We start from the raw sequence: 12,370 nt of genomic DNA, 5'->3' as shown, positions 1-12,370 counted from the left end.
ACAATGACTAGTAAAAAAGAAATAAAGCTAGCCTTGTATTTAATAGGAGCAGGTATGCATGTTGCTGCATGGAGGCACCCATCTGCCCAAGCAAATGCAAGCATCGATATTCAAGCATTACAAAAAGTAGCTCAGATTGCGGAAAGAGGAAAGTTTGATATAGCTTTTGTTGCCGACAGTTTAGCCATTAATCATGAGTCACATCCACATATTTTAAATCGCTTTGATCCATTAATTCAAATTACGGCTTTAGCGTCGGCAACAACTAAAATTGGACTGGGTGCAACAGCTTCAACCACATACAGTGAGCCATATGTGCTGGCAAGACAGTTAATGTCCATCGATCATATAAGCAATGGGAGAGTTGCTTGGAACTTAGTAACCACAGCAGATGCCACAGGAGAAACGGCATTAAATTTTAGCCGTGATAAGCATTGGGAGCATGATCATCGCTATGAACGTGCAGAGGAATTTATCGATGTTGTTCAATCACTATGGGATTCATGGGAAGACGATGCTTTTCTCTATGATCGAGATAATAATCTATTTTATGATCGTCTTAAAGTGCATGAAACATCATTTAAGGGCAACTATTTATCTGTCAAAGGTCCATTAAATATTGCTCGTTCTGTACAGGGGCAGCCTGTTATTGTGCAGGCTGGTGCATCTAAACCAGGCCAACAATTAGCTGCACGTACAGCGGAAGTTGTATTTGTCCATTGGGATGATATTGAAAAATCGAAAGAACACTATCGGCAATTAAAGGCACAGCTTCCTCCCTTTGGACGTAAGGAGGAGGAGCTCCTTGTTTTACAAGGAATTTCCCCAATAGTAGGTGATACAGAGGAGGAGGCAATTCGTAAATTTAATGAATTACAGTCATTGATTGATCCATACGAAAGCTTAAAATTTGTTTCGGGGTACATGGGGAATGTTGACTTTTCAAAGTATTCCCTCGATACACCTGCTATTGAAGTGGAATTCCCAGAAGTTAATAGTATTCAAAGTCACTTCTATGAACACTTAGAGATTATTAAGAAGGAAAATTTAAAAGTTGGTGATTTGTATGCACGCCTTTTTGGACCTGCAAAGCGCGATGCTTTTGTCGGAACACCAACACAAATAGCGGATGAGATGGAGCGTTGGATAATAGAGCAAGCAGCAGATGGCTTTATGCTACAGTTTCCGTTATTACCACGTGATTTAGAAGATTTTGTTGACAAGGTTGTACCGATTTTGCAGGAGCGAGGTATTTATCGTAAAGATTATACGGGCACAACATTAAGAGAACATTTAGGCCTGAAAAAGCCGCTGAATCGTTTTGCTAAAAGTAAGGTGAATCAGGAATGATGGATATTTTTATTCGAAATGAACGAGAGCAAAGGCTTGTTCAATATGCTCAGAATTTAGCGCAACAAATTGAGAAGACAGCTAACCAATATGATGAGAGTGGAAAATTTCCGTTTGAGCATTTTAAAATTTTAGAAGATGCAGGCTATTTTCGACTAACAGTGCCTCAAAAATATGGAGGAGAAGAAATTTCTTTATACGAGATGTTATTAGTGCAGGAACAATTAGCTAGAGGCGATGCTTCCACTGCCTTGTCTGTTGGCTGGCATTTATTGACGTTTTTGAATGTTCGTGAGGCAAAAACATGGCCAGAACCTATCTTTGCAGAATTATGCCGAAAAGCAGTTGAGGAAGGCTCACTTTTGAATATTATTAGCAGTGAACGTGGAAAGGGGAATATTTCTCGGGGGAGTTTACCTGGTACAATTGCTAAAAAGGTGCCAGGGGGATATTGCATTACTGGTGAAAAAGCATTTGCTTCATTAGCGCCGATTTTAAAACAATTCACTATTATTGCTTATCTGGAAGAAGAAAACCTAACAGCGGAATTTCTAATAACGAAAAACGAACAGGTGGAAATTGTTGAAACATGGGATGCAATGGGCATGAGGGCAACAGGTAGTCATGATATTATTTTTCATGATACGTTTGTACCAGAGGCAGCGTTGCTTTACAGACATCATCCAAATGGAGTTAATCGTTTTTTAGCTGATGGTCGAGTCTATTCGTTAGAGATTCCAGCCGTTTATTTAGGAGTGGCAGGAGCAGCAAGAGATTATGCAATTGATTTTGCCAAAAATACGTATTCACATAGCTTAGAAAATACAATCGCTCATGCTAGTCATGTCCAACAAAGGATTGGTGAAATAGAAGTACTTTATCAAACTGCACGAAGAACATTGTATAGTATTGCAACACAGGTAGAACAAAATCCAGCTCTTAAGGAGCAACTATCAGAGTCTGTTAGTATCGCAAAGTATGTAATTTGTAATTACGCCATCGATATAGTAACAAAAGCCATGCAAGTTGTAGGGGGACGAAGTTTATCTAAAGAAAACAAAATCCAGCGTCTATTTAGAGATGTTCAATGTAGTCGCTTTAATCCACCAGCAGATGATGTGGTGATAGCTCAACTTGCTATGGAGTTACTTGCGGATAAGAAGCAAGTAACTTTTCAATTATAGTTTATATAATGAAGATTTTGAACCGTGCAAGATTTTATAGAGAGAGGATCTGCCAGTAAAAATAGCTGGCAGATTTTTTTTACATATACAATTTCTCCTGAATTGTCGATTTCTGTTTGTCGTGAAAGTTGATTTCTAGTATGATATTGATTAGTGATAGGGGGGAAACCCGTGGATAACGGTTCTAAAAAACAAGAAATGTTTTCAAAAATGCAGGAAAGAAAATCTGAGGTAAAAATCGTGAGAAAAATCGTTGCAATTATTGCGATTGTTTTCGTGCTTATAATCGGTGTTGTTGGTATCCTTGGGTACAACTATGTCAAGGGTGCATTAAAGCCACTCGATCCTAATGCGACGAAGACCATTGCTGTGGAAGTACCTATTGGTTCTAGTTTATCATCCATTTCCACGCTGCTAGAGAAAAAAGACGTCATTAAAGATGCACGTGTTTTTAAATACTATGCAAAATTTAAAAATGAATCTCAATTCCAAGCAGGAAATTATGATCTAACACAGGCGATGACATTCGATGAACTGATCGAAAGCTTGAAAACAGGGAAAGTCTACCGTAAGCCTGTCTTTACAATGACAGTTCCGGAGGGCTTAACACTTGAACAAATTGGGAATGTGATTGAAAAGAAAACACCATACACAAAACAGGAATTTATGGATCTTGTGACGAGTGATACATTTGTTCAGCAAATGATGGCCAATTATCCTGAACTTGTCACGGAGGCTGTGTTAGCGGATAATATTCGCTATGATTTAGAGGGCTACCTTTACCCAGCCACTTACTCTTACTATGAAGAAAAACCATCATTACAGGGAATTGTAGAAGAGATGATAGCGGCGATGAATAATGTGGTGAAGAACTATAGTGATGTTTTAGCAGAAAAACAAATGTCGGTGCATCAGCTGTTAACATTTGCCTCATTATTAGAAGAAGAAGCGACAGCTCAAACAGATCGAGAGACAATCGCAAGTGTCTTCTATAATAGAATAAATGAAGGCATGCCATTACAGACAGACCCGACCGTGTTATATGCACTTGGTGATCATAAAGATCGTGTGCTTTTTGAAGATTTAGAAGTGGATAATGCTTATAACACTTATAAAAATAAAGGCTTACCACCTGGACCAATCGCTGGTGCTGGTAAAACTTCTATTGAGGCAACATTAAATCCAAGTCAAACCGACTATTTCTATTTCTTAGCAGATAAAGAGGGTGTTAATCACTTCTCAAAAACATATGATGAGCATTTACAGAAAATAGCAAAATATTTACAAAAAGAAGAATAAGCGTTTAGGAAGAGCAAAAAGTATATAGCAAACAGATGGATAGAAGGAAAGAAAAATAGCTTTCCTTCTATTTTCATGCTATTATAAAGTGTGATTTTTGATCAATCCGTTCATTTATGCGGGACAAATATGCGTGGTAGCAATTGTTGGAGCATATCTAAACAATTGCTCATTTTTGTATGGCAAAGTACCAAGACATCACGTTTGGTCTTTTTCTTTTGTTGATAAATGATGAAGTACAGACAACGGCAAACGCTCGTTGCCTTTTAAATGAGGGTGAAACAATGGAATTATCAGATGCATATATACAATCATTTATACAGCCACGTAATGAATTGCTTTTAGAGATGGAAGCATACGCGGAGGAGAATCATGTACCGATTATGCAATTAGCAGGTATTGACGCATTAAATCAATTGTTACGTATTCAAAATCCGTCAAAAATTTTAGAGATAGGCACAGCAATTGGCTATTCTGCTATTCGAATGGCAGAGGCATTGCCCAATGCCCAAATTGTTACAATTGAACGTGATCAAGAGCGTGTAACAAGGGCGAAAGCCTATATTCGACGTTCTACTGTATCAGATCGAATTACGGTCATTGAGGGTGACGCATTAGAGGTGAACGACGAGGCTATTGATACGACTTTCGATGCGGTCTTTATCGATGCCGCAAAGGGACAGTATCAACGCTTTTTTGAAAAATATGCCCCTTTAGTGAATTCAGGTGGGGTTTTGTATATCGATAATATGTACATGCATGGCCTGTCTGATTTAGAGCTGAAGGATGTGCCACGTCGTAAGCGGACAATGATTCGCAATTTAAAAAACTTCACAGATTGGATTATGCAGCACCCAGATTATACAAGTGCTTTTTTGCCAGTCGGTGACGGTTTATTACTATGTTTGAAGAGGTGACTACTATGAAAAAACCAGAATTGCTTGTGACACCACAATCTGTAGAACATATAAAAGCACTTTTAGAAGCTGGAGCAGATGCTTTTGTTATTGGTGAGCAACAATTTGGTCTACGTCTAGCTGGAGAGTTCTCTGTTGAAGAGGTGGAAGAAGCGACGAAGCTAATTCACGCAGCAGGTAAAAAGGTTTATGTTGCGGTCAATGCACTTTTTCATAATGAGAAACTAGAGGCACTGGCAGACTATTTAAAAGAAATGCAACGTATCGGAGTGGATCGTTTAATTTATGGTGATCCAGCGGTACTTATTATTCGCCGCGAGCAAGCCGTGACGATTCCATTACATTGGAATCCAGAAACGACTGCCACAAACTGGTTTACAGCAAATTACTGGGGGAAACGTGGTGCAAAGCGTGCTGTATTAGCACGTGAACTTTCTCTTGATGAAGTATTAGAAATTAAAGAAAATACTGAGATGGAGATTGAGGTACAAGTACATGGCATGACATGTATGTTCCAATCGAAACGCCCATTACTTGGTCATTATTTCTTATATCAAGATAAGGTGATGGCCATTGAAAACCGTCAAGAAAATCGTAATATGTTCCTACATGACGATGAGCGAAATAATAAATATCCTATTTATGAAGATGTCAATGGGACACATATTTTTAGTCCAAATGATATGTGTATAATTGATGAGCTTGGTGAATTATTCGAAGGTGGCATTGATGCCCTGAAAATCGAGGGTGTTCTACAAACACCAGACTATGTAGTAACGGTTACAGAAATCTATCGCAAAGCCATCGATACGTATTTTGATGAATCAGAAGACGCGTATGAAGAGATAAAAGATGATTTATTAGCACGAATTGAAGATATTCAACCAGCCATTAGACCATTAGATACAGGCTTTATCTTCAAGGAAACAGTTTACTAGGAGGGGCAATACCATGGCATTAGCGTTAGAACAAAATGACAAAATCCGTGAGATTGTCGACGGTAAACGTGTCATTACTAAAAAACCAGAGCTACTTGCCCCAGCAGGTAGCTTAGAGAAATTAAAAGTAGCTGTTCATTATGGAGCAGATGCGGTATTTATTGGTGGACGAGAATTTGGACTACGTTCCAATGCAGACAACTTCTCGATTGAAGAGATGCGTGAAGGTGTCGAATTTGCCAAACAATATGGGGCAAAAATTTATGTCACGACAAATATTTTTGCTCACAATGAAAATATGGATGGCTTAGAGCGTTACTTAAAGGATATTGAATCAGCAGGCGTAACAGGAATTATCGTTGCAGACCCACTGATTATTGAAACATGTCGTACAGCAGCACCTAAGCTTGAAATTCATCTTTCTACACAGCAATCCCTGTCCAATTGGAAGGCTGTTCAGTACTGGAAAGAAGAAGGCTTACATCGTGTCGTTTTAGCACGTGAAGTAGGCGGAGAAGAAATGAAGCTGATGAAGGAAAAGGTTGATATTGAAATTGAGGCTTTCGTTCATGGTGCAATGTGTATCGCCTACTCTGGTCGTTGTGTTCTGTCCAATCATATGACTGCTCGTGACTCTAACCGCGGTGGTTGCTGTCAATCATGCCGTTGGGACTATGATTTATATGAATTAGAAGATGGTGAAGAAAAAGCACTGTTCGATGACAATCACGCATCTTTTGCGATGAGTCCAAAAGATTTAAAATTAATCGAAGCAATTCCTCATATGATTGAGCTTGGGATTGATTCGTTAAAAGTTGAAGGTCGTATGAAATCCATTCATTATGTTGCGACAGTTGTTTCAGTGTACCGTAAAGTGATTGATGCTTACTGTGCAGATCCGGAAAACTTTAAAATTAAACGCGAGTGGCTCGAAGAATTGGATAAATGCGCCAACCGTGATACGGCTGAAGCATTCTTCCATGATGCACCTGGCTTCGAGGAGCAAATGTTTGGAGTACATGGTCGTAAAACAACGTATGAATTTGCAGGTCTTATTTTAGATCATGATCCAGAAACAAAAATAGTAACGATGCAACAACGAAATTATTTTAAACCTGGTGATGAAGTAGAATTCTTTGGTCCTGAAATTGAAAATTTCCGTTTAACAATGGGCGAAATTTGGGACGAGGATGGCAATAGCCTAGATGCTGCTCGTCATCCATTACAAATTGTGAAATTTAAATGTGACACACCTTTAAAACCGCATAATATGATGCGAAAGGAGAATAACTAATGGCAGCAAAGCGACCAGTTGTCATCGGAATCGCTGGTGGCTCATGCTCTGGAAAAACGAGTGTGACGCGCGCCATTTATGAAGTTTTCCGTGAGCATTCCGTTGTGGTGATTGAACAAGATTTTTATTATAAAGATCAAAGTCATTTAACATTTGAAGAACGCTTAGGAACAAACTACGATCATCCGTTGGCTTTCGATAATGATTTATTAATTGAGCACATAAAAAAACTGTTAGTGCGTCAACCAATTGAAAAACCTGTTTATGACTATGTGCAGCATACGAGAGCAGAAGAAGTGATCCATGTTGAACCAGTAGATGTTATTATCCTAGAAGGTATTCTAGTGCTAGAAGATGCTGATTTACGTGATTTAATGGATATTAAATTATTCGTAGACACAGACTCAGATTTACGAATTATTCGTCGTATCATGCGTGATATTAAAGAGCGTGGTCGTACAACTGATTCGGTTATTGAGCAGTATTTAGCAGCGGTTCGACCTATGCATAATTTATTTATTGAACCAACGAAACGTTATGCTGATATCATTATTCCAGAAGGCGGGGATAATGAGGTAGCAATTGATTTAATGGTAACGAAAATTAAAACTATTCTTGAAACCGACAACGTATTGTAATAAGATAGAGTGGTATTGACAATATTTTCATGCATATTTAAAAAAAGCATGCATACTATTAGGTCAAAGCGTAATTTGAAAAAGTTTAAAAATAATAAAATTCGATTAAATGCATCTTCCGTGCATTTAGTCGAGTTTTATGTTTTTATATTGAAGAAACAAGGAGTGAAGGACTTTGGCAAATGAAAAACAGTACCCTATGACAGCTGAGGGAAAACGTAAATTAGAAGAAGAATTAGTAAAATTAGAAACAGAAACACGTAAAGAAATCGTTGAACGTATTAAAATAGCACGTGATTTTGGAGATCTATCTGAAAATGCTGAGTATGATTCAGCAAAAGAAGAGCAAGCCTTTTTAGAAGGTCGTATTTCTACATTAAAATCAATGATTCGTAACGCAGTGATTATTTCTGAGGATGAGACAGATAACAGTGTTGTATCACTTGGGAAAACGGTTACATTTGTAGAAATCATTAATGGTAAACCGTCATCAGATGAAGAATCGTATACAATTGTTGGTTCTGCTGAGGCAGATCCAATGGAATTCCGCATTTCAAATGAATCGCCAATTGCAAAGGGTCTACTTGGTCGTGCTGAAGGTGAAGAAGTTGCCGTACAAACACCTGGTGGCGAAATGAAAGTGAAAATTATTTCCATTAAATAATGTGTAAGTGTACAAGCAGTTAGCCTTAGGCTGACTGCTTTTAACATTCTTTGGCAATAAAATAGTGAGTATAATTATTTTGCAAGAGCTGTTGAACTTGATAGAATATTTGCTAGAGAGGGGGAGACATTATGAGTGAACGACAAACTCGAAGTAGTCGTCATTTGCAGCCATCTCGTAATAAAAAGCTAGATAAACTATTGAATGTTTTAATAGGTGTTGTGGTTGTACTTATTATTATTACAGCAACCTATGTGTTTAAATGGCAAGATGATGCAGATCAAGCAGTGAAAGATGAACCAGCTCAAGAGGAAAAGAGCGGTGATAACGAAAAAGAAGTAGATAAAGAACCTGCGAAAGAACAGGATAAAGATCTCGCTGTTGAAGAAGACAAAACTTCCGAGGAAGAATCGGAGCCTGATACATCTCAGGAAGAGCAAGGTACGCCAGAAGAGTCGACATCGGATAATCCAATTGTTGACAAGGTTATCACGAATAAAAATTGGCAGCCAACACCTACAACTCAAACAGGTCAGCATGTTTCTTCATATGATGACAAGTCTGTAGACTGGGCTGAGAAGGTAGCCACTGTTTCGACTGTGACAGGCATCGAACAAAGCAATATGATTATTTGGCGTATGCAAAATAATGGTGGTCCTAATTCATCCGTTGCGACAGTTTCAACGAATGATAAATCTCAGATGTACCGTGTCAGTATGGAATGGGTTGAAAATGAAGGATGGAAGCCCGTGAAGTTGGAGCAACTTAACACATTAGAAGGCGCCTATTGACGAAAATCACTCTTTTGATTATTTTTAATAGAGTTGATAAAGAAGGGAAGTAACAGTACATGAAAATAGCAGTAATTGGCGCAATGGAAGAGGAAGTAGAGCTTCTAAGAGCAGCATTAAACGATGCACAAAGTACAATGATTGCAGGCAGTGAGTATACAACAGGGACTTATGAAGGCAAGGAAGTTGTGTTATTAAAAAGTGGTATTGGCAAGGTGAATGCTGCTATGTCTACGACAATCCTTTTACATGAGTTTAAGCCGGATGTTGTTATGAATACAGGCTCTGCAGGTGGATATGACGAGGCACTTGAGGTAGGCGCTATCGTCATTTCTGATGAAGTTCGCCACCATGATGTAGATGTCACAATTTTTGGCTATGAAATCGGACAGATGGCTGGGATGCCAGCAGCTTATAAATCAGATGAGAAATTGATGAAAGTCGCTGAGGAGGCCGTCAAGGCGGTTGGAGAGCATCAGTATGGCATCGGTTTAATTTGCTCTGGAGATGCTTTTATGAATGATCCTGAACGTGTAGAAGCGGTTCGTCGTCATTTCCCTCAAATGAAGGCTGTAGAAATGGAAGCGGCTGCGGTTGCTCAAGTATGTTATCAATTTGCTACACCTTTTGTTGTCATTCGTGCTTTATCAGATATTGCTGGGAAAGAATCGAATATTAGCTTCGATGAGTTTTTACCAGTTGCTGCAAAGCATTCTACACAAGTCGTTTTAAAAGCAATTGCCTCTCTATAAACTACACAAAATGGTCAAAATGTGCGTGTTATTCTGTGAGAAAAATCACAGTTAAAGCAATGGACAAATGCTACACTGACAGTAATAAATCTCTTCATAATAGAATGGGAGGCATTCATGATGTTATTTTTAACAGCGGGTGTAGTCATTATTACAACTTTAATAGGCACGTTGATTTCAGCAGAACTATCGGAGTCAGCGCATTAGTATGACGGGAAAGCTCCTTTGCGACATAGTCATGTCGCAGGGGAGCTTTTTATATGCCATGAAATAGGCACATCTTCCGCCAATGATGCATTGAATTTTTCTACTGTCCATTTTACAATATATTATTCAATAGACTTTTGGTCTCGTTTGTATAGTTGATAGAGTTTAATAAGTGCTCGCTTTTCAATGCGAGATACATAGCTGCGTGAGATATTTAAACGAGCAGCAATTTCCTTTTGTGTAAGGGCATCCTGTTGGTTTAAACCATAGCGTAGTGTCACAATTTCGAGCTCACGTTCATCAAGCATATGCAAATAGTGATATAACTGTGCCACATGTTCTTTATGCTCTAGTTTTTCTGTGGCGCTTTCTTCGTCACACTGAAGTAAATCACGAATTTGCAGTGCATTACCATCTTTATCAGTCCCAATAGGCTCAAACAGTGATACGTCTTTCTGCACTTTTTTTTGTGTGCGCAGATGCATTAAAATTTCATTTTCAATACAACGGGCTGCATATGTGGCAAGTCTAGTTTTTTTGTCAGGGGTATAGCTCTCGACAGCTTTCATTAGACCGATTGTTCCGATGGAAATATAATCATCTAGTTGTTCATGTTTTGGATGGAATTTTTTTACGACGTGCGCGACAAGCCTCATATTGCGTTCGATTAAGTCAAGACGTGCTTGCTCATCGCCACCTAAAAATCGTTCAATACAAGCAGCTTCCTCTTCTTTTGAAAAGGGTTTATGGAATGTTTGCCCCTTTAAGTAGCCAAGCAACGCAGGGATTTCAAGCCATAACTGCAACATTGATGTAAAAATTCCGCTCATTGAATGATTTCATCCTTTCCCCATTTTTCGACAGTATATGTTTAAAAGCTGTGGGAAATGAAAAAAGTGCAACAGCAAATGTGCTGTTACACTTTTTTTAACGTAAATGTACTAATCATGAGTAAAGCTAAGATGGGAAAAAGGAAAAGATAAAATGCCGGATGGAACGCATTGGCTGCGAAATACGTTAAAGTTAAGAACGTACCTGCAGCTGTAATTGGTAAACCTGTGAAATAACCATTCGCTTCACTAATATTGAAGCGAGCTAAACGCATCGCGCCACAGACGATAAATAATACGGCCATCATCATGCCGGCAAAACCAAAATCAACTAGAACAACTTCATACATTAATAATGCAGGTGCCACACCAAATGATATAATATCACTCATAGAATCTAATTGTTTACCTAACTCAGACACTTGTCCGAGTGCTCTCGCTACCTTACCATCGTAGCGATCAAGAAGGGCTGCAATAAAGATAAACAAGACACTATAGCTATAATATTCATGTAAAGTGGCCATAATAGCCGCGCCTCCAAAGGACATATTACTAATTGTGATGAAGTTAGCTGCGTGCGATTTCATTTTCTTAACCGTGGTATCCACCAACTTGTGATAAAAAAACAAGGGGGATCACTCCTTTGCACTTAAGATATTGTACCATTATACTTCGAATGCGAAAAAATTGACAGTCTAAATTAATGGATAGGGGTTTTACTGTATGAAAGAAAAACTATATCAACGCTTGATAGAACTAACGAATGGTAAGCAATCTTCCCATCTTTTGCAGGCAATTGCAAAAGCGAAGTGGAGTAAACGTATAATTCCAAGCTACATGAAGTTATACGATATTAACATTGAAGAAGTTTCAAAAAAACAACAACAATTTTCAAGTTTACATGATTTTTTCACAAGAGAACTTCTAGAAGAAGCTCGACCTATTGAAAAAAATCCAACGATTTATGTTAGCCCAGTAGATGCCAAGGTGGAATCTTTTGGTCGCATTGAATGGGATATGACATTTCTAGTTAAGGGTAAGCCCTATGCATTACAAGATTTACTAGGTAATACAGAGAGAGCCGCACAATATGCAGATGGTCATTTTATCGTATTTTATTTAAGTCCTGCTGATTATCATCGTATCCATAGTCCGATAGATGGGGAAGTAGTACGACAATATACACTTGGTCAGAAATCTTATCCCGTGAATCAGCTAGGTCTTACATACGGTAAAAAACCAATTTCTCATAATTATCGTTTAGTGACAGAGCTGAAAGCAGCCAATCAACAGCATGTAGCCTTTATTAAAGTTGGTGCGACTTTTGTTAATTCCATTGTGCTTACGAATACGACAACGAAATGGCGTAAAGGTCAGGAAGTTGGATATTTTTCATTTGGTTCCACAGTGGTTATGCTGTTTGAAAAGGATACGGTTGAATTTACGGATAATGTTGTACAGGGAAGCCCAATTCGAATGGGTGAAGCTTTTGCAAATATGCTATAA

Annotated in this window: 13 protein-coding genes; 11 read left to right on the top strand and 2 right to left on the bottom strand. The window is 38.5% G+C overall.

All coding sequences use genetic code 11. The features are described from left to right. Positions 1 to 3: 3 nt before the first annotated feature. The 10 genes from AC6BKE_RS23090 to mtnN all read left to right on the top strand — a co-directional run bounded on the left by AC6BKE_RS23090 (position 4) and on the right by mtnN (position 9,827). Positions 4 to 1,350 (top strand): LLM class flavin-dependent oxidoreductase, encoded by a 1,347-nt coding sequence (locus AC6BKE_RS23090; protein ID WP_249646107.1) that lies wholly within the window; start codon positions 4 to 6, stop codon positions 1,348 to 1,350. Beyond that, entirely contained in the window at positions 1,347 to 2,534 is a 1,188-nt protein-coding gene (locus AC6BKE_RS23085; RefSeq protein WP_036121950.1) for an acyl-CoA dehydrogenase family protein, read from the top strand. Before AC6BKE_RS23090 ends, AC6BKE_RS23085 begins: the two co-directional genes overlap by 4 nt. 171 nt (positions 2,535 to 2,705) lie before the next feature. Further along, positions 2,706 to 3,833 (top strand): endolytic transglycosylase MltG, encoded by a 1,128-nt coding sequence (mltG, locus tag AC6BKE_RS23080; RefSeq protein WP_036121947.1) that lies wholly within the window; start codon positions 2,706 to 2,708, stop codon positions 3,831 to 3,833. A 284-nt stretch (positions 3,834 to 4,117) separates the two neighbouring features. Then, positions 4,118 to 4,750, top strand: a complete 633-nt coding sequence (locus AC6BKE_RS23075) for an O-methyltransferase (RefSeq protein ID WP_089933455.1) — start codon at positions 4,118 to 4,120, stop codon at positions 4,748 to 4,750. Between the two features lie 5 nt (positions 4,751 to 4,755). Continuing rightward, entirely contained in the window at positions 4,756 to 5,688 is a 933-nt protein-coding gene (locus AC6BKE_RS23070; protein WP_089933462.1) for a peptidase U32 family protein, read from the top strand. A gap of 13 nt (positions 5,689 to 5,701) precedes the next feature. Further along, entirely contained in the window at positions 5,702 to 6,982 is a 1,281-nt protein-coding gene (locus AC6BKE_RS23065; protein ID WP_058844213.1) for a peptidase U32 family protein, read from the top strand. Continuing rightward, positions 6,982 to 7,620, top strand: a complete 639-nt coding sequence (gene udk, locus AC6BKE_RS23060; RefSeq protein WP_036121933.1) for a uridine kinase — start codon at positions 6,982 to 6,984, stop codon at positions 7,618 to 7,620. The genes AC6BKE_RS23065 and udk overlap by 1 nt, the downstream gene beginning before the upstream one ends. A gap of 175 nt (positions 7,621 to 7,795) precedes the next feature. Next, the gene (gene greA, locus AC6BKE_RS23055; RefSeq protein WP_036121930.1) at positions 7,796 to 8,284 is read left to right on the top strand and encodes a transcription elongation factor GreA; all 489 of its coding nucleotides are present in this window, start codon (positions 7,796 to 7,798) and stop codon (positions 8,282 to 8,284) included. Positions 8,285 to 8,415: 131 nt separating this feature from the next. Continuing rightward, the gene (locus AC6BKE_RS23050; protein ID WP_036121926.1) at positions 8,416 to 9,075 is read left to right on the top strand and encodes a YrrS family protein; all 660 of its coding nucleotides are present in this window, start codon (positions 8,416 to 8,418) and stop codon (positions 9,073 to 9,075) included. 59 nt (positions 9,076 to 9,134) lie between these two features. Beyond that, complete coding sequence (mtnN, locus tag AC6BKE_RS23045) at positions 9,135 to 9,827, top strand: 5'-methylthioadenosine/S-adenosylhomocysteine nucleosidase (RefSeq protein WP_036121923.1); 693 nt, start codon at positions 9,135 to 9,137, stop codon at positions 9,825 to 9,827. A gap of 329 nt (positions 9,828 to 10,156) precedes the next feature. On the opposite strand, the gene sigK is transcribed toward mtnN, so the two are convergent. After that, positions 10,157 to 10,864 carry an RNA polymerase sporulation sigma factor SigK gene (sigK, locus tag AC6BKE_RS23040; protein WP_036121917.1) on the bottom strand — a complete coding sequence of 236 codons (708 nt, stop codon included), beginning with the start codon at positions 10,862 to 10,864 and terminating at the stop codon, positions 10,157 to 10,159. A gap of 86 nt (positions 10,865 to 10,950) precedes the next feature. After that, positions 10,951 to 11,451, bottom strand: coding sequence for a CDP-diacylglycerol--serine O-phosphatidyltransferase (gene pssA, locus AC6BKE_RS23035; protein WP_051891644.1), 501 nt, complete (start codon positions 11,449 to 11,451; stop codon positions 10,951 to 10,953). 136 nt (positions 11,452 to 11,587) lie between these two features. On the opposite strand from pssA, the gene AC6BKE_RS23030 reads away from it, so the two are divergent. Continuing rightward, positions 11,588 to 12,370: a phosphatidylserine decarboxylase gene (locus AC6BKE_RS23030; RefSeq protein WP_249646110.1), complete on the top strand. Its 783-nt coding sequence runs from the start codon at positions 11,588 to 11,590 to the stop codon at positions 12,368 to 12,370.

Source organism: Lysinibacillus sp. COL-1 (assembly GCF_059814265.1).
The sequence above is the reverse complement of the archived record's forward strand: the minus strand, read 5'-3'. Positions and strand labels throughout refer to the sequence as shown.

What these genes read in the sequence shown, in the direction of transcription:
- AC6BKE_RS23090 (WP_249646107.1), top strand. Translation starts at nt 4, where the DNA reads ATGACTAGTAAAAAAGAAATAAAGCTAGCCTTGTATTTAATAGGAGCA.
- AC6BKE_RS23085 (WP_036121950.1), top strand. Translation starts at nt 1,347, where the DNA reads ATGATGGATATTTTTATTCGAAATGAACGAGAGCAAAGGCTTGTTCAA.
- AC6BKE_RS23075 (WP_089933455.1), top strand. Translation starts at nt 4,118, where the DNA reads ATGGAATTATCAGATGCATATATACAATCATTTATACAGCCACGTAAT.
- AC6BKE_RS23070 (WP_089933462.1), top strand. Translation starts at nt 4,756, where the DNA reads ATGAAAAAACCAGAATTGCTTGTGACACCACAATCTGTAGAACATATA.
- AC6BKE_RS23065 (WP_058844213.1), top strand. Translation starts at nt 5,702, where the DNA reads ATGGCATTAGCGTTAGAACAAAATGACAAAATCCGTGAGATTGTCGAC.
- udk (WP_036121933.1), top strand. Translation starts at nt 6,982, where the DNA reads ATGGCAGCAAAGCGACCAGTTGTCATCGGAATCGCTGGTGGCTCATGC.
- AC6BKE_RS23050 (WP_036121926.1), top strand. Translation starts at nt 8,416, where the DNA reads ATGAGTGAACGACAAACTCGAAGTAGTCGTCATTTGCAGCCATCTCGT.
- mtnN (WP_036121923.1), top strand. Translation starts at nt 9,135, where the DNA reads ATGAAAATAGCAGTAATTGGCGCAATGGAAGAGGAAGTAGAGCTTCTA.
- sigK (WP_036121917.1), bottom strand. Translation starts at nt 10,864, where the DNA reads ATGAGCGGAATTTTTACATCAATGTTGCAGTTATGGCTTGAAATCCCT.
- pssA (WP_051891644.1), bottom strand. Translation starts at nt 11,451, where the DNA reads ATGAAATCGCACGCAGCTAACTTCATCACAATTAGTAATATGTCCTTT.
- AC6BKE_RS23030 (WP_249646110.1), top strand. Translation starts at nt 11,588, where the DNA reads ATGAAAGAAAAACTATATCAACGCTTGATAGAACTAACGAATGGTAAG.